This is a genomic window from Methyloceanibacter sp. (assembly GCF_051306395.1).
Classification (GTDB): domain Bacteria; phylum Pseudomonadota; class Alphaproteobacteria; order Rhizobiales; family Methyloligellaceae; genus Methyloceanibacter.
Genome location: NZ_JBPPND010000035.1, coordinates 1 through 18,618 on the forward strand (window position 1 = coordinate 1; position 18,618 = coordinate 18,618).

19 protein-coding genes and 1 pseudogene are annotated in these 18,618 nt (G+C 62.1%); 9 read left to right on the plus strand and 11 right to left on the minus strand.

Annotated elements, in window-relative coordinates; translation table 11 throughout:
- From ACSLE4_RS02760 to ACSLE4_RS02770, 3 genes and pseudogenes are all read left to right on the plus strand, one after another.
- A pseudogene (locus tag ACSLE4_RS02760) lies at positions 1-308 on the plus strand (hypothetical protein); the annotation flags it as partial.
- Positions 309-397: 89 nt separating this feature from the next.
- Complete coding sequence (locus ACSLE4_RS02765; protein WP_435902963.1) at positions 398-1,093, plus strand: hypothetical protein; 696 nt, start codon at positions 398-400, stop codon at positions 1,091-1,093.
- Between the two features lie 58 nt (positions 1,094-1,151).
- Positions 1,152-1,469 (plus strand): hypothetical protein, encoded by a 318-nt coding sequence (locus tag ACSLE4_RS02770; protein ID WP_435902964.1) that lies wholly within the window; start codon positions 1,152-1,154, stop codon positions 1,467-1,469.
- A gap of 148 nt (positions 1,470-1,617) precedes the next feature.
- Here the strand turns inward: ACSLE4_RS02770 and gpmA are convergent, their stop codons facing one another.
- Entirely contained in the window at positions 1,618-2,361 is a 744-nt protein-coding gene (gpmA, locus tag ACSLE4_RS02775; RefSeq protein WP_435902965.1) for a 2,3-diphosphoglycerate-dependent phosphoglycerate mutase, read from the minus strand.
- 233 nt (positions 2,362-2,594) lie between these two features.
- On the opposite strand from gpmA, the gene ACSLE4_RS02780 reads away from it, so the two are divergent.
- Complete coding sequence (locus ACSLE4_RS02780) at positions 2,595-4,811, plus strand: AsmA family protein (RefSeq protein ID WP_435902966.1); 2,217 nt, start codon at positions 2,595-2,597, stop codon at positions 4,809-4,811.
- A gap of 65 nt (positions 4,812-4,876) precedes the next feature.
- Complete coding sequence (locus ACSLE4_RS02785; RefSeq protein ID WP_435902967.1) at positions 4,877-5,362, plus strand: Crp/Fnr family transcriptional regulator; 486 nt, start codon at positions 4,877-4,879, stop codon at positions 5,360-5,362.
- On the opposite strand, the gene ACSLE4_RS02790 is transcribed toward ACSLE4_RS02785, so the two are convergent.
- Positions 5,322-6,128, minus strand: coding sequence for a metallophosphoesterase family protein (locus ACSLE4_RS02790; protein ID WP_435902968.1), 807 nt, complete (start codon positions 6,126-6,128; stop codon positions 5,322-5,324). The genes ACSLE4_RS02785 and ACSLE4_RS02790 overlap by 41 nt on opposite strands.
- Before the next feature lie 161 nt (positions 6,129-6,289).
- Between ACSLE4_RS02790 and ACSLE4_RS02795 the strand changes: the two genes are divergently transcribed.
- Positions 6,290-6,547 (plus strand): hypothetical protein, encoded by a 258-nt coding sequence (locus ACSLE4_RS02795; RefSeq protein ID WP_435902969.1) that lies wholly within the window; start codon positions 6,290-6,292, stop codon positions 6,545-6,547.
- On the opposite strand, the gene ACSLE4_RS02800 is transcribed toward ACSLE4_RS02795, so the two are convergent.
- The 7 genes from ACSLE4_RS02800 to ACSLE4_RS02830 all read right to left on the minus strand — a co-directional run bounded on the left by ACSLE4_RS02800 (position 6,510) and on the right by ACSLE4_RS02830 (position 12,165).
- Positions 6,510-6,836: a hypothetical protein gene (locus ACSLE4_RS02800; protein ID WP_435902970.1), complete on the minus strand. Its 327-nt coding sequence runs from the start codon at positions 6,834-6,836 to the stop codon at positions 6,510-6,512. The genes ACSLE4_RS02795 and ACSLE4_RS02800 overlap by 38 nt on opposite strands.
- 161 nt (positions 6,837-6,997) lie before the next feature.
- The gene (locus ACSLE4_RS02805; protein ID WP_435902971.1) at positions 6,998-7,579 is read right to left on the minus strand and encodes a hypothetical protein; all 582 of its coding nucleotides are present in this window, start codon (positions 7,577-7,579) and stop codon (positions 6,998-7,000) included.
- An 87-nt stretch (positions 7,580-7,666) separates the two neighbouring features.
- The gene (locus ACSLE4_RS02810; RefSeq protein WP_435902972.1) at positions 7,667-8,464 is read right to left on the minus strand and encodes a substrate-binding periplasmic protein; all 798 of its coding nucleotides are present in this window, start codon (positions 8,462-8,464) and stop codon (positions 7,667-7,669) included.
- A 71-nt stretch (positions 8,465-8,535) separates the two neighbouring features.
- Positions 8,536-8,835, minus strand: a complete 300-nt coding sequence (locus ACSLE4_RS02815; RefSeq protein WP_435902973.1) for a hypothetical protein — start codon at positions 8,833-8,835, stop codon at positions 8,536-8,538.
- A 79-nt stretch (positions 8,836-8,914) separates the two neighbouring features.
- Entirely contained in the window at positions 8,915-9,853 is a 939-nt protein-coding gene (locus ACSLE4_RS02820) for a D-alanyl-D-alanine carboxypeptidase family protein (protein WP_435902974.1), read from the minus strand.
- Complete coding sequence (locus ACSLE4_RS02825; protein ID WP_435902975.1) at positions 9,850-10,830, minus strand: PQQ-dependent catabolism-associated beta-propeller protein; 981 nt, start codon at positions 10,828-10,830, stop codon at positions 9,850-9,852. Before ACSLE4_RS02825 ends, ACSLE4_RS02820 begins: the two co-directional genes overlap by 4 nt.
- Positions 10,831-10,878: 48 nt before the next feature.
- On the minus strand, positions 10,879-12,165 hold the full coding sequence (locus tag ACSLE4_RS02830) for an ABC transporter substrate-binding protein (protein WP_435902976.1): 1,287 nt from the start codon (positions 12,163-12,165) through the stop codon (positions 10,879-10,881).
- Between the two features lie 368 nt (positions 12,166-12,533).
- Here ACSLE4_RS02830 and ACSLE4_RS02835 point away from each other — a divergent pair, with 368 nt between their 5' ends.
- Positions 12,534-14,126 carry a pyrroloquinoline quinone-dependent dehydrogenase gene (locus tag ACSLE4_RS02835; RefSeq protein ID WP_435902977.1) on the plus strand — a complete coding sequence of 531 codons (1,593 nt, stop codon included), beginning with the start codon at positions 12,534-12,536 and terminating at the stop codon, positions 14,124-14,126.
- An 86-nt stretch (positions 14,127-14,212) separates the two neighbouring features.
- A complete protein-coding gene (locus tag ACSLE4_RS02840; protein WP_435902978.1) occupies positions 14,213-14,830 on the plus strand; it encodes a c-type cytochrome in 618 nt (205 codons plus the stop codon).
- Between the two features lie 3 nt (positions 14,831-14,833).
- Here the strand turns inward: ACSLE4_RS02840 and ACSLE4_RS02845 are convergent, their stop codons facing one another.
- Complete coding sequence (locus tag ACSLE4_RS02845) at positions 14,834-15,769, minus strand: ankyrin repeat domain-containing protein (RefSeq protein ID WP_435902979.1); 936 nt, start codon at positions 15,767-15,769, stop codon at positions 14,834-14,836.
- A 215-nt stretch (positions 15,770-15,984) separates the two neighbouring features.
- On the opposite strand from ACSLE4_RS02845, the gene ACSLE4_RS02850 reads away from it, so the two are divergent.
- Positions 15,985-16,233, plus strand: coding sequence for a hypothetical protein (locus ACSLE4_RS02850; protein ID WP_435902980.1), 249 nt, complete (start codon positions 15,985-15,987; stop codon positions 16,231-16,233).
- Between the two features lie 3 nt (positions 16,234-16,236).
- Here ACSLE4_RS02850 and ACSLE4_RS02855 read toward each other — a convergent pair.
- Positions 16,237-18,618 (minus strand): tetratricopeptide repeat protein (locus tag ACSLE4_RS02855; RefSeq protein ID WP_435902981.1); only part of this gene is annotated, 2,382 nt, incomplete at its 5' end.

Sequence of the window (18,618 nt, forward strand, 5' to 3'; positions counted from 1 at the left end):
ACATGGAACCCAAGGAGTACCGGCTGAAGGTGGGCCAGGGCTACCGCTGGGAAATCAAGGCAGAGACGGATTTCGAGTATGGTGTCATAGCCCCTGAGTTCTTTCGCAATATCTTCATCCGCAAGATCGAAGCGGAGGACATCGAAATCAGCACGCCGACGCTCGAAAGCATTTCGTTCGAGGATGTCGGCGAGGCGGAACTGGTATTTGTCGCCATCCGGCCCGGGACCTACGAATTCGGTGTCCAAAATATGAAGGAGCGGGGCATGGTGGGCAAAATCATCGTCGAGGCGGACAGCGACAACTAGGCTGCTGTCTCAAGAACCAAGATCCGAAAAAGGGCTGGGCGTTCTGTTGGCCGCGTCCCAGGGAGGGCGCTTCACGGGAGGGCAACGCCGTGGATGAAGTAGAAAAGATTATTTCGCGGCTGAATGGGGTCGACCCGGAGCGGCCCTATTTCGATCCCCTCGCGGTGGAGGAAGCCGTACGCCGGCATGCCCGGCTGATCGGCTTTCGCGACGTGTCCTTCACCTGGGCGATGGGACCTCGGCAGGCCAATAGCGAGCTCGAAGGAGTCGACTTCGAGAGTCCGGAGGCCTGCCGCTGGCCGTTGACCATGCAGGCAATGCAAGATCAGGCTGTGGCCGAACTCCAGCGCGACGACGCCGTATGGCAAGCCTATCAAGAGGCTCAACGCGCGGCGGAGGAGCGGATCGCTCAGGCGCTGCATCTTGAGCTCTTCCGCTTGGCGCTCTTCAATCTGCTGTCGGGTGAGGCGGGCCAGCAGGGCCATAACGTTGCTTCTCTCGTTTCGTTCGCCTTGCGGGACGTCATCGCCGGCGCGAGCGTGGAGAGCGAGGCTCTCGAAGATTTGAACGACGCCTATCTGCCCTTCGCGGACGCCATCATGGCGGGTCTCGGCTCATTCTGGATCGTCGGCGAGCGGTTCGTCTGCTTGCCTCTGCCGCGCCTCGCCCTGGAAAACGGGGCGCTTGTCAGCGATGGCAGTCCCGCGGCCATCTGGCCGAATGGCGAGGCTTACGCCAATGGGGACGAAGGCCTTATTCCCGTTCTACAATCGGTGGAATGGTAACGTCAGACGTGCCGAGGGCTGACGCAACAAGCTGCAAGGCTTGTGGAAGGAGGCGAAGATGCGTGAACGTCCTATGCTTGCGTCCGTGACTGCTGTTGTCGGCACCGCGTTTCTGGCTCTCGCCGCGGTTCCTGAATCCGCCGAGGCGAAGATCAAATGCCAGGGCATCTTTCAGGTGACCAAGAACGGCCTGATCTCAACGCCATACTGTCAGGAGCTGGAGATTGCGCGGGTGGCGCGCAGCTATGGTTGGAAAGTGACCGACGCACAGGTCCGCAACGATCCCTTGAAGAAGGTCTATATCTGCCAAGCGCTCGGCGGCGACACGCGCCTGAAGGGCGCGTGCGGCGCATATTCACGCGACCTGTATCGCTAGTCAGCATTCACCCGGCGGGGTTCGGCCGGGGGACCTCAGCGCATCCGAGCTGTTGGCTTGGGCCGAAACCCTTGGTGCAACCGGCGTCGCCGAGAACTGGGACGGAGTAATGCTGCTCACCGACAAATAGGGAGCAGCGGCTTCTCGCTCACGCGGTGGAGGCTGCGACTTTTGCTTTCGGCAGGGCGTGCGCCTCCCGGCCGTCCTCCAGATAGAAGCTGCGGATCGTACGCAAGCCATCGTCGAGCTCGTAGACAAGTGGCTTTCCGGTCGGGATTTCGAGATGGGGAATATCCTCATCCGAAATGCCGTCGAGATATTTGACCAGTCCGCGCATGCTATTGCCGTGGGCCGAGATGAGCGGCGTGCGTCCATCCATCAAGAGAGGTTCGACGCGTTCCTGCCAGAACGGCAAGACACGCGCCACGGTGTCTCTCAGGCTTTCGGTTAGTGGCAGATGCCGGCGCGGAACGCGGGCATATTTAGACTGATTGCCCGGAAAGCGCGGGTCGGTGTCGGCAAGCGCCGGCGGCCGGACCGCGTAGCTGCGGCGCCAGATGTGCAGCTGCTCCTGGCCGACCTCTTCCATGACCTCGTCGCGCTTGCGCCCTTGCAGCGCGCCGTAATGGCGCTCGTTGAGACGCCAGCTCCGACGCACCGGCAGCCAGGTGAGCTCGAGCGCATCCAGAACGATCCAAAGCGTGTGCACAGAGCGCTGAAGGTACGAGGCAAAGCACTGATCGAATTTGATATCGTTTTCCTTGAGGAGCGCCGCCGCCCGCTTGGCTTCGTCGATGCCGTTGTCGCACAGGTCGACATCCGTCCAGCCGGTAAAGATCGCGTCCCGGTTCCAGACGCTTTGGCCGTGTCGCAGGAGTATTAGTCGCGGCATAGGAAGTCTCCGTCGCAGGTGCTGTCCCCTGGTGTATGGGCCCCGGCCCTCCAGAGCAAGCCCATCCGGGCCGGCCGCCACCGTTTGATCTTAGCCGTCATTTGCCCGTATTTCGGGGCTATTGCGCTGAATGACGCCGAGGTCTAGCGGTCGTCTTCAAAACGCCTGTTCCCTACCCTGGGAATCGGTTGTAATTCGTGAATCAGCCTGCATTCGACGTGCGGAGGGGCGCCTTGCGGCTCATTTTCTCTATTCTGACGGCCATCGTCGTCCTCATCGCGGCCGTCGTCTTCATCGGCCCTATGTTCATCTCCACCGAGGAGCTGCGCAATCAGCTCTTCGCGCAGGTGGAGGCGAACACCGGCTACCGGCTCCGGGTCAGCGGTCCTGTCGACATCACGTTCTTCCCCTCGCTCGATCTCGTTGCCCAGGATGTCGGGGTCGCGCAGCCCGCCACCGGCAGCGATGCCGAGTTCGCCACGGCCAAAAAGCTCAAGTTCGGCTTGATGCTGCGCGGCCTGCTCGACGGCAAGATGCGGGTGACCGAGGTCACGCTCGTCGACCCGGTCATCGCCGTACCGCAGACCGGCACGGCATCGGCCCCCTCGGGAGGTGCCGCGCCTGACGCCGGCCAAGGCACGGCCGCCGGCGGCGGCAATAGCGGGACGGCGGGTATCGCCGAGAAGCTCAGGAACCTCACGCTCGACAAGCTCGTCATTGAAAACGGTACGGTGATCCTGCCGGCCTCCGGCGGCGAACCGGGCAAGCGCGTCGAAAAACTCAATCTCGATGCATCGCTTCCAGGATACGACGCGCCGCTGTCGTTCGAGACGAGCGCCATCTTCGATGGCAAGGCGATGGAGGCCAACGGTTCGATCGGAACCTTCGGACAGTTCCTCGAAGGTGCGTCCGCCCCGGTGCGGATCACGGCCTCCGCGCCCGGCATGCTCGATGCGCCGGTGAGCGTGAGCGGCACAGCGTCCTACAAGAACGACACGGTGACGCTCACTCAGTTCAGCGCGAAGTCCGGCGACAAGACCTTGTCAGGGACCGCGGTCTATAAAGATGACACCGCAACCTTGAGCCAGTTCACGGCCACCATGGGCCGTGACACCTTCGCCGGCAACGCCGTCTATAAGGACAATATTGTCACCATCAATCCGCTGCGCGCCAATGTGCGCGGCACGGTTCTGGCCGGGCAGGTGTCCGCCAATCTCGCCAATAAAGTTCCCTACGTTGTCGCGGCGCTGGCTGCGAAGACCCTCGACGTCAATGCGCTCACCGGCACCGCGAAGTCGAAGCCGTCGAACGGCGGCGCCGGCGGCGGTTCAAGCGGCGGCGGGAAAAAGGCGAATGCGGGATGGAGCAACGACAAGATCGACTTCTCGCCGCTCAAGGCGGTCGACGGCAAATTCAGTATATCCGCCGAGCAGCTTATCTACGACCAGATCAAAATTGCGCCGGTGACGCTGCAAGCAACGCTCAATGGCGGGAAGCTGAACGCCACCCTGTCGAAGTTCAAGCTCTATGAGGGTGCAGGCGATGTGGCGATCGCGGTTGATGCCAGCGGCAAGACGCCGGCGCAGCGCGTCAAGCTTTCGCTCGCCAAGTTCGATGCGTATCCGTTCCTGCGTGACGCGGTCGGCTTCGAGCGGTTGCAAGGCCGAGGAACAATGTCGATGGATCTGAGCGGCTACGGGGCAAGTCAGCGGGCCATCGTCTCCGCGCTGAGCGGCAACGCCAACCTCGAATTTGCCAACGGCGCCATACGCGGAGTCAATATCGCTAAAATGATTCGCAGTCTCGGCACGGGCGTCGTCGAGGGGTGGCAGGGCAGCGAAGCAGAGAAGACGGATTTCGCCTCGCTCGGCGCGACCTTCAAGGTTGCCAAGGGTCAGGCCACGACCAAGGACTTGCATTTGGTCGGTCCGCTCGTGCGCATGAACGGTGCCGGTACGGTCGACCTTCCGGGGAAGACGCTTAAATTCCGCGTCGATCCGCAGCTCGTTGCCTCGCTTGAAGGGCAGGGGGGCAAGAAGGATATGGCGGGTCTAGGCGTGCCGGTGATGATTGTCGGTCCGTGGTCGCACCCGAAATTCTACCCGGACATCAAGGGCATCCTGGAGAATCCGGCCGAGGCCTATCAGCGCTACAAGGAATTCGGCAAGGGCGTGAAAAATCTGCCGGGCCTCGATGGCACTGGCGCCGGGGCGCTGTCGAACGCGATCAAAGACGGCAAAATCGACAAGGACGCGTTGATCGGGGGAATTGGCGGCTTGCTCGGCGGCACGCAAGCGGCGCCCACGCCGGAAACGGACGCGGCGGCACCGCCCGATGCGCAGCCAAAATCCAAGAAATCCAATAAGAAAAAGTCGGCCAAGAAAAAGAAGAACATCGACGCCGAGGATGCGGCCAAGCAGATCCTGGATAATTTCCTCAGCGGTCAGTAGGGCTGCGGCCGCAGCCTGAGAATCGGGCCGTTTGACAAGTCTCGCGCGGGCGATACGCTCGGCCAATGGGCTCAATTCTCGACATGTGCCGGGACGCGCCGCTCTTGGAATTGGCGGCCGGCTCGGTGCTATTGCCCGAGGGTGACACGTCGGGTCACCTCTACGTGCTCAAGTCCGGCTCCATCGAAGTGCTACGGGGCGAGACGCAGGTCGCCGTCGTGGAGGAACCAGGCGCGGTGTTCGGCGAAATGTCCGTCCTGCTCAACCGGCCACACACGGCAACGGTGCGCGCGCTGACGCCGATCAAGGTCCACGCTTTCGACGACGCCGAGAGCTTTCTCCGCTCAAATCCGGAGATCGCTTTCCATGTGGGCCGTCTCCTTGCCGGACGGCTGAATGCGGCCACGACCTATCTCGCCGATCTCAAGCGGCAGTTTGAGCATCAGAGCAATCATCTCGGCATGGTTGGAGAGGTGCTGGACGTGCTGATCCACCAGCAGGATGAGGACTTCAGCCTTGGCTCGGAGCGGGAGGCGGATCCCCGGCTGTGAGCCAATCCGGCAATGCCGTCAGTTTCGGCACGGGGCGCGTGAGTTCTTCTTCAAGGCGGATGTATTGATTTCCGGCGGCGGAGAACCACAGCGCCTCGCCGGCTTCGGTATCCATGACGATATGGGCCGGAGGTGCGCCCAGATAGTGTCCGGTGTTAAAGATCCAAGTCGCACCGATGCGGTCGACCCATGAGCCGTTCTCCACGTAGGGCGCCTCATGGACGTGGCCGGACATGACGATGTCGGGTTGATACTTTTTGATCCACTTTTGCAGTGCATCGTCGCCATAGTAGCGCTGGCCGCCCCAAGCGACCGGAGAGTCCGCCGGTGGCGCGTGGTAGATCCAAATCCACCGCTTCCGCCGCTCCTTCGCGGCATCGGCCAGTTGCGCGCCGACCTCCGCTTGCGACACGGGGCCGTCCCACCAAGGGCACATGGTAAACAATGTGTCACCGATCGCGAGCGACTCCCCGTCCGACAGCACGCCTTTGTTGCGGGCGCCCAGAAGCCACTTGGCCATCTTCTCGCCGGCGGCGTTCTTGGAATCGAGGTCGTGATTGCCGGAGCAGATCAGGAGGCGCGTCTTGGCTTCGATCCGGCTGAAATACTTCTTCACGACCGCGGCCTGAGCGCGCCCGTCCACCAGCGAGGCGAGATCGAGATGATCGCCGGCCATGACGACGACGTCGAAATCGCCGGCCACCTCCGCGACCCAATCGAAGAGCGGCAGCGAATAATGGAGATCGGAGACGAGAAGCAGGCGCATGCGTTTCCACCGTCAACGATTTGCTCACCTTGAGTCGATTTGCCCGGCGCCGGATGGCCGTCGGAGCCCGCAGTGAACGGTTTTTTTGGAGATCACTCGTATACCGATGAGCCCCGGCGCGGAACCCCCCCCCCGCCGGAAACCGTGCCAAGCAGACATCGATGGCTCACCTGATCACACCCCATTATCAGCGCAAGCGCTTCTTTAGGCCCCGCCGGCCGAGAAACGTCTGGGGCGTCGTTCGCCGCTACCAACTCCTGGAGTTGCTCGCCTTTACCGGCGCGATCGTACTCGTGTGGCTCGGGGCGCATCTCGACAATGAGCGCAAATCCTGGACGGAACCGCAACCGGCGGGCGTGGAGTCCGCCAGCGTCGACCTGATTATCGGTGTTCCGGTCGGGACGGGCCGGCCGCTTTAGCAGCGAGTTCCCGTCGCTCCTCCGGGGTGCCGACAGGCTCTCCTTCGACGGCAAGCTCCCGCCTGCGCCACAAGGGCTTCCGCAAGCGCGGCGCCACCCACCAAGCAATCGGCCAAGCGACGATCAAGCTCACCACCACCACCAGCGGGATCAAAACCCACGCGTGCTGCGACAGGGCTTCGATCGACAGTACGAGAACGATGCCGATGCCGAACAGCACCGCATTCGTCATGCCATAGATCACGAGCCCGATTCGTGATCGGGTTGAGAGTTCCGAGGCTGTATCCATGTGCGTAAAACGCTCCATTCGGGTCCAGCGTTCCCCTCTCCGTGCCCAAAGCTCTGATGGAGGTCAGCCCCAGGGCGCCGGCGCGCGGGCTTGTCTCTTGTGGCAGGGGAGTTCGAGGACTCTGCGGGGGAGCCGATCCGCGACGAAGAGGTCGTGCCGGGTTAGCGGCCGCCGAACAGACCGCCGAGAATCCCACCACCGCCAAAGAGGCCACGGCGCTGGGGCGCGGGCTCCGGCTCGCGGGCAGCCGTCTCGGGCTCGGAGGACCGCTTTTTCGAGGGCTGGCTTCCGGAGGTTGCAGACCTTTGTGTTGGCGCGGAACTCGGGGCCACTTCGACCGGCATGGTTGGAGCCGGCGCGAGCGCCGCTTCCTCGATCCAGCCGCTTGCCCCGCTTCTCACGTCTTGGATGCGGATAAAACCGTCCTTGCGGCTGATTGCCCGGAATGGCCGGCCCGCGGGGAAGCCAAACATCGCCGACGCAGACGCCGACGGCTCGGCCAGAACCTGGACGGGCCGCTTGGAGACGAGGACCTTGCCGGCCATTGCCTCTTCCAGCGGCTCACCGACGATCTGCGGCGCGGCCGACTTGGTATCCGTTGACGTTTCGGGAGGGGCTACCGCAACGGTCTCGGCTCCGGGATCGTCTGGCGCCGTCTCTGTGTCGTCAAGCATCCAAAAGATACCCGCGACAATCAGCAGGCCGACGGAAAGAATAATTCCGAGAATCTTGTGCTCGGCCATCTACGCTACTCCCTCCGGGAGATTATGACACGGCCCGGCATCCCAATCCACCGGGGTGGTTCCGCAAGATCCCAAGGGCCCCCCTGATTACTGGGCGCCGCTTTTTTCCTTATGTTTCGCATCCCACTCGGCCATGGCGTCGGTCAGCATTTGATGGAAGCTGCCGTCGGTGGTCAGCTTGGTGACGCCGTCCCCGAACTTGGACGCCATGGACGCGCAAGGCGATTTCTTGGAGAACGCGACGAACATTTCGGCTGACAGGAGCGCGGGTTCCAAGGCCTCGATCTTGTCCTCGATCCCGCTCTTCGCGGCTTCGGCGTCGCCAGGGTAGAAGCCGGCGATCACGTAGTCCACGTCACCCTTCAGGAGCGCGTCGAAGGCCGCACTGATGCCGTCTGTCCGGGTTACCGTCAGCTTGTCCTTCATGAAGGCGTCGAAGGCGGTGCCGTAGCTCTCGCCTTTATTCGTGGCGCCCTTTTTGCCGACTAGGTCCTGCTGGTCCTTGAAGGAGAACTTGCGGTCCTTGGCGACGAAGACCACGACCGGATCGTAGACAAACGCCGGCCGGACATAGTCGAGATATTGCGCGCGATCGTCGTTGTAATAGACGCCGACAATCAAGTCGGCCTTACCCTCACGGGCGGCCTCCTGAGCTTCGGCCCACGTGCCCTCGTATTTGGAGCTGAGCGGGACACCGACATCCTTGGCAATGGTCTCGACCAGGGTCGGCGCGGCGCCAACAATTCGGTCGCCCTCTTTGAAGGCGATGGCTGGATATTGAGGGTGCCCCGTCGAAACGATCTGGGTGCAGGTCTCCGCGGCAAGGGCGGGGGGACCGGAGAGGGTCAGGGCAACAAGTACGCTCAGGCAGAGAGATCGGTTCATCGTCTTCGTCCTTGTTCCCGGTTTAGGATTTGTCAGATGCGCCCGGCCAGCCGCCGGATCGAACTCGGTCATCACCGCCCCTTGGCCTGTGCCTTGACCTTGTCGACTTCCGCTTGCGAGACCTTGCCGGCCTTGACGAGGGCTTGCACGCAAGCCGGCGACAGGCTCGGGCCTGCCTTGCGCATGCAAAGGTTGAGACCGCTGGAGTTCAGGCCCCAGTCGCCGCAGAACTTCTTGTAGTCGTTCACGCAGTAGGTCTGCATGTCCTTGCTGACCGTGCCGGCCTGCGCCCAAGCCGCCGAGGGGCTCGCAAGGGCGAGGGATGCTATCGCGGCGAGCACGATTAGCGGTCCTGTATGGAATGGTATCATCTGCGCCCCCTTCTGCTCCCGGCCTGCTCTACACACGCTGTCTCAGGTTTGCGGCAGGGCGATGGCGGATTGTATTCGATTATCGGCACGCCGGCCCGTTGTCTTGCGGCGTGTCCTCCGCAGGAGGCTTGGCGAGGGGCGGGAACTCTTGCGGCAGGGCGGCCATGATTGCCTGCATTTCGTCATAGCGGGCAGCGTTGCTCGTGCTTCCCAAGACCACGCCGACAATGGTCTGGCCGTTCGGGGCGCGCCAGGCGGTCACCAAATTGAAGATGCCCTTAGAGAAATGGGAGCCGGTCTTGGCACCCAGGACGCCGTCTTCGGCGAGAATTTCGAGGCTGGTCTTGAGAGTGACCGTGCGCCGCGTCTTTCCGTCGATCTGGAGCGTGCGCTCGGTGCAGGCCCAAGCCGGCAAGAGCCTGGAATCGGTGAAGACGCCCGCTGCAATCAGGCCCATGTCGCGGGCAGTGGCTACGTTGGCCGGAGAAAGACCGTATGGATCGGCAAACTGCGCATTCTCGGCTCCCAGCGCCTTGGCGGTGGATCGCATCTCTTCGACGAAGCGCTTCATGGAATCGCCGCGCTTGTTTTCCCGGGCGAGCAGGTCGTGTCCCACATGGTCGGCAATGGCGAGCGAGGCATCGTTGCCGGAGACCAGCACCATGCCATAGAGCAGATCCTGCAAGGTCCAGACGTCGAGGCGCTTGAGGCCGGCCGAAGAACCTCCGGTCAGATGCGGCCGGTCGATCGTCACCGTCTCCGACAGGCGGTCTCCCATCTGGTCCACCAAGATATAGGCCGTGACGAGCTTGGTGAGGCTCAGAATCCGGAAGACCTTGTGCGGGCTCTTGGCGTAGAGAACTTGGCCGGTATCGGCATTCATCACGAACACGGAGGTCGCGGTGACCTTTGGCGGCGCTACGGGTTCCTGGCTTACGGCTTTTCCCCCGAACAGCATCATGAGCACGGCCGCAAGGCAGCCGGCCACAAGCCCGCATGATTTCGTCGATCGGCTCATTGTCGCGATATCGTTACGCCCCAGGGCGCGGTTCCCGTCGGGATCGACTTGGTCACCTTTTGGCGCGCCACGTCGATCACAGACACATCGTTACTGTTCCCGTTCGTCGCGAACAGGAGCTTCTGGTCCGGGGTGAAGGCAAGCTGCCAGACACGTTTGCCCACAAGCAGATAGTCCTCGACCTCGAACGTCTTCGCGTCAATGACCGCCACGCGATTGGCGGGGCCCAGAGCCACGAAGGCTTTCGTCCCGTCCTTCGTAACGCGCACGCCGACGGGCTGGATATAGATCTGCTGCACGCCCGGGACCTCGAAGTCGATGACCTTGATGATCTCGCGGGTCTTAGCATCGATCACCGAGACTGTCCCGGCCACTTCCGAGCTCACCCATAATTGCTCCCCGTCCGCGGTGAATTCGGCGAAGCGCGGCCGCGTCCCGACGAGCACGTTGTCGGTGATTTCATATGTCTCCGTATCGATGAAATGGGCCATGTTGGTGGTCTCCGAGGTCACCACCACGGTACTTCCATCAGGGCTGACGCCGACGCCTTCCGGCTCCACGCCGACCTCGACCTCCGCCAACACCGCCTTCGTGTTGAGGTCGATGACAGTGAGCAGATTGTCGTCCTCATTGGCCACGTAGATCGGGCTGCCGGAGGGGTGAATATTCAGCAGCTCCGGGTCGGGTCCCGAAGGGAGCTCGGCTACGATCTGCCGCGTGCCGACGTCAAGAACTTGGACGGTGTTGGAGTCGCTTGCGCAGATCAGCACCGTCTTGTCGTCCTTGGACAGCATGATGCCGCGCGGACGCTGACCTACGGGAATTGTCGTCAGGACTTGGAGGGTTTCGCTGTCGATGACAGTGAGGGAGTTACCCTTTTCGTTGGAGACATAGACGGTGTAGGCGTGCGCCGGGACGGCACCCCAGCCCAACCCGGCTGCTGCAATGAGGAATGCTGCAAGGCGTGATGCTGTCACGGTTCCCTCCCGGGGACATTATGAGCAAGGCATGGTGCCCGCTCGCTTTTATTGAAGTTCGCATTTGCTCTCCGGCGCGTCGATGCCGAGCGTATCGACCTCTTCGTGCTCGTGCAGGAAGCCGCTTTGCGGTGAGGTCGACACGGGCAACTCTGGCCCTGCGATGATGATCGGCTGGCGGAGTTGGCCGTCCCATTTTCGGAAGGTGACCTTCTGCCCTTTGAACGCCGCGAGATCGAACTTGTCTCCGCGGATATAGGCGTTGATGGGCGCGTAGTCTCCCGACTGGGTTCGCGATGCGGCTTCGCCAACGGCGCGGACCGCGATCCAGGCTTGGTGATCCAAGGGCAACATGAAGCGTTGGGCGAAGCGCTGGAACCTGTTCTGCATCTGGGTGGCGCCCCATTGCTCGTGCGCCGGGTGCCAGCTCATGGCCTCGAGGCCGGCGGTGCCGGCAACCGGACGCGGGTCCCAAGTGCGGAACGGTAAATAGGGTCCAAAGAACTCCCGCCGATCGGCCACGATCAGCACGTCGTAAGACGGTGCGCCTTGGGTGAAGACCGGCATTTGCAACTGGATCAATTGCTGGCCGGTATCGGAGCGGCGCGCTCCCGGCGTCGCCTCGTATGGGCGCTCCTCGACGATGGTTGCGCCGAAGCGCTTTGCGGAGCGCCGGATCGCTTCGAGATACTCCTTGTCCTCCGGCGAGACGCCTTTCGCCACGAGCCAGCGCTGCCACTTCTTCCAAACCAGGTATTGGGCCAGGGCATCGGCAAGCATGGCGAGGTCGGGCGCGGTGTGCAGCACATTTGCACGACAGTCCTCCTGTCGCAGGCGGACCTCCGGTGCGCTGACGTTGAAGAGGAGGACGTCTTGTCCTTTGACCGAGTCCGAGAGCTGCAGCAGCACATCGGCCGGCGCGTCTACGAGCACGAAATGGTGGCCGGTCGCGACGAGCTTTCGAAGCGCGGCGACGGCGTCTCCACTGACCGGGATGCGTTCGACGTCGAGCATGAAATTCTGGCCGGTGAACTTCCCCGTCGTGTTGTTGTCCTTGAGCGCGATTTCCGCGCCGGCGATGCCCAAATCGTCAGGCTTCGCGTTCAAGCGCGACAGGGGAATGAGTTCCTCCACCTCCTGCTTGAGGTAGCCGATCGGGACCAAAGTGGGCTTGTCCGCTGCTGCCTTTGGCGCATCCTCCACCGCAACCGCGGGGAGGGTGCCGGAGAGACAAAAGCCCAGAAATCCGGCGATAAGCAGACATCCCCAAGTCTGCCTCGGTGGTCCGGGAAAACCGGCGGGAAAGTGGAACGCCATACGATAACCTGCTGACACACCAAGGCTCTCTCGACGAGCGAGGATGCGGCCGGGAGTCTACCCGTTCTGATGTGTTGTACTTAGCAACTCCTACGGGAATAACAGCTAACAAGCGCTGCGTACATGCTGCCTGTTGTTTGAATTTTGGCATGGATTCGTTGACAACTTCCCGAGTGGCGCGCACGCTTCTTGGTGCGAACCCGTCTGGAGCTACCGGCTGGTCACGGTCGGTTGGATCGGGTGCACCCAAGGAGGAAAACATGGGGAGTTGTAAGACAGCCGCCACGATTGTTGGCGCGCTAGCGTTGAGCCTTGCCGGAACGACTCTGGCCTTGGCTGGAGCTGAAACCGAAACCGTCGCGACGACCACAACCCGAGAAGCACCTGTGCCATCCGTGTCGCAGGACATGCTCAGTGGCGCGGCGACGGACACGAAGAACAATCTTCACACCAATCTGAACTACGAGCAGACCCGGTACTATCAAGGCAAGCAGATCAACAAGTCGAATGTTGGCAAGCTTCGCCCGGCCTGGATTTTCCAAACCGAGGTCGTCGAGTCACTGGAAACGACGCCGATCGTCGTCGATGGGGTGATGTACGTCACGACGTCGTTCAACCACGTCTACGCGATCGATGCGAAGACGGGCGAGCAGTTCTGGCACTACAAGCACAAGATGGGTCCCGTTACGACCTATTGCTGCGGTCCCAACAATCGCGGCGTCGCCATCCATAAAGACAAGGTCTATATGGGCACGCTCGACGCCAAGCTCGTCGCGCTCGACGCCAAAACCGGAAGCCTTGTTTGGGAAACGCAGATCGCCGATCCGGAACTGGGCTACTCGGAGACGATGGCGCCGACTGCGGTCGACGGCAAGATCCTGATCGGCACCAACGGCGGTGAATATGGTATCCGCGGTTTCGTCCGCGCTTACGATGCCGAGACGGGCAAGCAAGTGTGGAACTTCCACACAATTCCGGAGAACTCCGTTGGCGTCTGGGCGACCCATGACGCCACGGGCAAGGATATGCATCGCGATATCGAGGCGGAGAAGGCGGCGCTCAAGAAGCTGGGCGACCCCTACAAGACCCTCGGCGGCGGTGTGTGGCAGAATCCGGCTGTCGATCTCGAGAACAAGCGTATCTACTTCGTCGTCGGCAACCCGTCGCCCGATCTCGACGGTTCGATCCGTCCGGGTGACAATCTCTATACAGACTCGCTCGTGGCAGTTGACCTCAACACTGGCGAGTATGTGTGCCACTTCCAATACATCGCACATGACGTGTGGGACTTGGACTCCGTCAGCCCGCCGATCCTGGTCGATGTGAAGAATAAGGACGGCAAATCGGTCCCCGGCGTGATCCACGCGGGCAAGACCGGCAACGTCTATGTCCACAATCGCGACGACTGCAGCCTCATCCGCTTCTCCGAAGCGATGGTGGACCAGACGGGCATGTGGACCCTGCCGACGCCAGAAGGTGCCAAGATGCTGCCCGGCGCCAATGGCGGCGTGGAGTGGTCACCCATGGCGGTCAACCCCGACCTGGGCTTAAGCTATGCGGTGAATCTGCATCAGCCGATGACCTACCACGTCGAGAGTTCGCCCTATCCGGGCGGCAAGCTCTGGCTCGGTGGCGCCTTCAAGGTGATCCCCGGTTCCGAGCAGTTCGGCAACGTCACTGCCGTCGACTACAACACCGGCAAGATCAAATGGCAGAAGAAAACGCCGCTGCCGATGATGGGCGGCGCGCTAGCCACGGCCGGCGGGCTCGTGTTCACGGGTGAAGGCGACGGCTGGTTCAGGGCCTATGATGCCGAGAGCGGCGACGTGCTGTGGTCGTTCTTTGCCGGCGCCGGCGTCAACGCGCCGCCTGCCGCCTACTCGGTGGACGGCAAGGAATACATCGTAGTCGGTGCCGGGGGTAACACCCAGATCGACTTCAAGCGCGGAAACAACATCATCGCCTTTACGGCTGACTGATCGCGTTTTCGTTCAGGAAAAAACGAGAGGACGGGGCATGATCGTGCCCCGTCCTTTTCCATGCCTACCTTGCGGGAAGTATAACAATGTCTCGAATTTCAGACTGGGCCTTGACTGTTGTGCTCCTCGCTTCCGCCCTAGTGATAGGGGGCAGCGCCATCGCCGCCGACGACATCGAGCAGAAGGCACAACTCTGCGCCACCTGCCACGGTGCCGACGGCGTGCCGATCAACACCACGACGCCGGTGATCTGGGGTCAGGACGAGGGCTACCTTTATTTGCAGCTGCGCGATTTCCAGAAGGGCACGCGCAAGAGCCCCCTGATGGAGCCCATCGTCGCGGACCTCGAGAGGCAGGACATGTACGATCTTGCGGCCTACTTCACGAAGAAGAAGTGGCCCAATCTCGGTCAGGCCTCGGCGCCGTCCGATGTCGCTGCCAAGGCCGAGTCTGCCGCAAAGTCGATCGGCTGCCGCGGCTGTCATCTTGATCACTTCCAAGGCGACGGCACGACGGCCCGTCTCGCGGGTCAGTGGCAGGAATATCTCCTCAGCCAGATGTTGGCGTTCCGCGACGGCTCGCGCGGCAACAATCCCGGCATGTCGGATCTGATGAAGGCGACGCCGAAAGAGGATCTTGAGCCGCTCTCCAAGTACCTGGCAGGCCTGCAGATCGACCAGTATCTCGGCCGCGGAGGCCGCTGACGGCTAGCGCGCAGCTGCCAGCTTCTCGCGGAGCGCCGTTAGCGTCGTCAGATCGGCCGCCGATTTGCCTTGCGCATCGCGCAGAGTCTTGTCCGCGCCGCGTTCGAGTAGGAGATCGACGACGGCGGCGTGGTTCAACTCGGCGGCGATCATGAGCGCGGTGCGGCCGCGGTTATCCCGATCATCGATGTTGGCGCCGCGATCGAGGAGCAGCTTCGTCACGTCGACGATATCCAAGACACCTGCCTCGCTCGAATGCCCTGCCGTCCACATCAGCACCGTGAGATCGTTGCCGTAGCGGGCGTTGATGTCGACACCCTTGTCCAGAAGCAGCCGGGTCACAGGCAGGAATCCACGTCCCGCCGCGTAAACGATCGCCGTCTTCTGCGTAGCGTCCACCCAGTTCGGATCGGCGCCCTTTTCGATCAAATAGGCGACAATGGGCTCGCTGCCCATATAGGCGGCCGCCGCAAGCGGGGCGATGCCGCTGCGGCCGGGAAGGTCCACTTGCGCCCCTCGCTCCACCAGGAGCTTCACGATCTCGACCCGCCCATTTTCGGCGGCCTTAAAGAGCGCGGCCGAGCCGTCGAGGTTTCGGGCGTCGATCGGTGCGCCGTGATCGAGGTACAGGGCTACCAAGTCTGCCTGGCCCGAGGCGGCCGCGTGCGCCAGGGGCTTAGACCCGAACCGGTCTCGCGCCTCAAGAGATGCGCCGTCCTTCAAAGCCAGGAGGGCCAGCTCTTGGCACCCTTTGTCGGTGGCCGAGAACAGCGTGTTGTTGACCTGGACGGTGCTCGCGCCCCGCGCGATCTGGGCATAGCCCTGCTCGAGGGTCTGACAGGCCCGGCGGTTGGCTAGCGCCGCGTCGGGAGACAGCGTCAGAATTATTGGGACGAGGCCAAGTGCAAGATGGAAGCAGGGGAGCGAACGCGGCTTCATACTGAACTCCTTAGGGCTCAACAATGAGAGCCGCAGATCAGTATATCGGATGCAGGGTCATTCCAAGGGGAGGCTTGCCAAGGGGAGGCTTGCCAAGGGGACGTTTGGCCAAGTTGAACCGCAGGTCTGCCCTCGCCATATTCGGCCCTATCAATCGCCGGGTGGGGGGGCGCCCGTTCCTTTGGCCCTCGACCACTGCGACGGAGGGCAAGGCCTTGAAAAACGCGATTGGCAATTTGGCTGTCCTGTACCTTGTGCTCGGCATCGCGATCGTCGCGGGCCAGAGCTTCACGGGAACCCATTGCGATCCCCCGCGCATGGTTCCGAAAGTCACGGCGAACTACCCCTCCCCGATTGTCGGTGCGTTGATCTGGCCCGCCAGCTTCTACGAAAATGTCTGGAGGAAGGACGTCCCGCTCCGGGAGTACCTCTCCCCGAGCATCTGCGTCGAGGCCAAGGGCTAGGGCTCACTGCACCGCTTGTTCTGGTTGCTCTGGCGCCGGTTCGCCTGGTTGTGCTTCCTCTAGCGCCGCGATCCGTTCAACGAGCCAGGAGAACTCACTGTGCAACGTAGCGTCATCGGGGGATTGTTCCTTAAGCCGCGCAATGATCGCGCGTGCCTGCCGATACCGGTCGAGCGCCTGTGCGTCTTTGCCTTGTTCCTCCAGCACCAAGGAAATATGCCGATTGCTAAGGGCGAGATCGCGCTGCCAGTCGCTATTGCTCGAATCGGCCTTGGCCAAGCGCTCGATGATGGTCAAGCTGTGATCGTAGGATGCGAGTGCAGCGGCAGGAATCCCTCGCGCTCTAAGCCCGCTCCCAATCTTAATATGGAATAGCCACAGATCGCGTTGCCATTGACTGTTGCTTGGATCCGACTTGGCCAAGCGCTCGGCCACGGCAAAGCCCGCCTCGTAGACCTCCAATGCTTCGCCGACTTTGCCTTGCATCATCAGCATGTCGCCAACATTGTTGCTGGCCATGGAGAGATCGCGCTGCCATCGGGCATTCTCAGGGTCGGTCTCAGTCAGACGCTCACTGATGGCGAGGCTATCCTGGTAGACCTTCAGCGCCTCGACGAGCTTCCCTTGGGCTTCGAGCACGCTGCCGACCTTGTTGTTGGCGACAGAGAGATCGCGCTGCCACTGGGCATTGCCAGTGTCGGTCTCACTCAGACGCTCTCTGATGACGAGGCTGTCCCGATAGGATTTCAGCGCCGCATCGGGATTGCCTTGCGCCAAAAGCACGTTGCCGATCCTTTCATAGGATACGGAGAGATCGCGGCGCCAATTGGCATTGGCGGTGTCTTTCGCGGCCAACCATTCAGCGATGCCCAGGCCTTCCCGATAGGCCTCCAACGCCGCATCGAGATAGCCCTGCGCCGTCAGCACGTCGCCGATCCTGTTGTATGAGACGGAGAGACCACGCCGCCATTCGAGATTGCCGGGGTCGGCCTCGACCAGGCGTTCGGCGGTGGCGAGACCGTCCTTATAGGCTTCCAGCGCTTCCGCGAGCTTGCCTTGCTCTTTCAGAACGTCGCCGATCTTATCGAGAGTCACCGACGTGAAGCGCTGCAGGCCCGGGTTCGCCGGATCCGCGTCCCGAATGGGGATCATGCGGTCAAGACTTGACCGGTACCGATCAAGCGCGGCATCGAGCCTCCCTTGCGCCTCGTAAATGTCGCCGAGCTGTTCGTTGGACACCGAGAGGTCGCGCTGCCACCCCACATTGCCGGGGTCGGCCTCGACCAGCCGATCTCTGATGGCGAGGCCCTCTTTGTAGGCCTTCAGCGCCTCGGTGAGATTGCCCTGCGCCACCAACACATTGGCGACCTTATCGTAGCCGACCGCGAGATCCCGCTGCCACCAGGCATTGCCGGGGTCGGTCTTGACCAGCTTCGCAATGATTGTCCGCTTTGCCTCGTATGAGTCCATAGCGGCTGCCAGGTCCCCTTGCGCCGTAAGAACATCGCCGATGCGTTCATTGCTAATGCCAAGGTCATACCGCCAGTCCGTAGTGCTCGGGTCGGCCTCGACCAAGCGCTCTCTGATGACAAGGTTGATTTGATAGGCCTTCAACGCCTCGGCGAGATAGCCTTGCGTCACAAACAACTCGCCGACTTTGTCGTAGGTCGCCGAGAGATCGTGCCAGGCCGCATTGCTGGGGTCTGCCTCGACCAGCCGTCCTCTGATGGCGAGGCTGTTTTGATAAGCCTTAAGCGCCTCGGCGCGATCGCCTTGCGCCGCCAGCACGTCGCCGACTCTGTCGTAGGATATCGACAGATCGCGCTGCCACTCCGCATTGTTGGCGTCTGCCTTGGCCAAGCGCGCGACGATGGCGAGAGACTTTCGTGCCGCCTCCTCCTGCTTGGCCGTGTCGCCTTGCGTGGCGTATGTCTTCGCGAACTCATTGAACATTGCGGACTGAAGCCGCAGCAGGTCCGGACTGCCATCCGACCGGTCGGCGAGCTTATCTATGACCTCCTCGGCGGTGCCGAGAATCTTGCGCACGGTCTCCGTGCGCATGCCTTGTTGATTTCGTAGCGCCTGGGCGATGTCGAAGATGAGCGAATTGGCGCCTTGCTTAGCGATGGCGAAGTTTCGCTCGGCCACTTCGCGCTGGGCCACGGCCTCGCGGCGGTTGATTTCGGCCCACACCGCGAGTCCGGACAGCATGATCGCCACGGCCGAAAGTCCGGCGATCCAACTGCGCTGTTTGCGTCGCCGTTCGCGCTCGGCGCGGCGGAAGATGTCGTCAGACGAGACGCCAAGAAGTCCTGCGACCACTTTCGCCAGGGCAAGGTTCTCGCCGTCGCCTTGCTCCCGGGCGTCCGCTGCAAGCAGTTCGAC

What these genes read in the sequence shown, in the direction of transcription:
- ACSLE4_RS02785 (WP_435902967.1), top strand. Translation starts at nt 4,877, where the DNA reads ATGGGCTCAATTCTCGACATGTGCCGGGACGCGCCGCTCTTGGAATTG.
- ACSLE4_RS02820 (WP_435902974.1), bottom strand. Translation starts at nt 9,853, where the DNA reads ATGAGCCGATCGACGAAATCATGCGGGCTTGTGGCCGGCTGCCTTGCG.
- ACSLE4_RS02795 (WP_435902969.1), top strand. Translation starts at nt 6,290, where the DNA reads ATGGCTCACCTGATCACACCCCATTATCAGCGCAAGCGCTTCTTTAGG.
- gpmA (WP_435902965.1), bottom strand. Translation starts at nt 2,361, where the DNA reads ATGCCGCGACTAATACTCCTGCGACACGGCCAAAGCGTCTGGAACCGG.
- ACSLE4_RS02800 (WP_435902970.1), bottom strand. Translation starts at nt 6,836, where the DNA reads ATGGATACAGCCTCGGAACTCTCAACCCGATCACGAATCGGGCTCGTG.
- ACSLE4_RS02840 (WP_435902978.1), top strand. Translation starts at nt 14,213, where the DNA reads ATGTCTCGAATTTCAGACTGGGCCTTGACTGTTGTGCTCCTCGCTTCC.
- ACSLE4_RS02845 (WP_435902979.1), bottom strand. Translation starts at nt 15,769, where the DNA reads ATGAAGCCGCGTTCGCTCCCCTGCTTCCATCTTGCACTTGGCCTCGTC.
- ACSLE4_RS02815 (WP_435902973.1), bottom strand. Translation starts at nt 8,835, where the DNA reads ATGATACCATTCCATACAGGACCGCTAATCGTGCTCGCCGCGATAGCA.
- ACSLE4_RS02805 (WP_435902971.1), bottom strand. Translation starts at nt 7,579, where the DNA reads ATGGCCGAGCACAAGATTCTCGGAATTATTCTTTCCGTCGGCCTGCTG.
- ACSLE4_RS02770 (WP_435902964.1), top strand. Translation starts at nt 1,152, where the DNA reads ATGCGTGAACGTCCTATGCTTGCGTCCGTGACTGCTGTTGTCGGCACC.
- ACSLE4_RS02810 (WP_435902972.1), bottom strand. Translation starts at nt 8,464, where the DNA reads ATGAACCGATCTCTCTGCCTGAGCGTACTTGTTGCCCTGACCCTCTCC.
- ACSLE4_RS02790 (WP_435902968.1), bottom strand. Translation starts at nt 6,128, where the DNA reads ATGCGCCTGCTTCTCGTCTCCGATCTCCATTATTCGCTGCCGCTCTTC.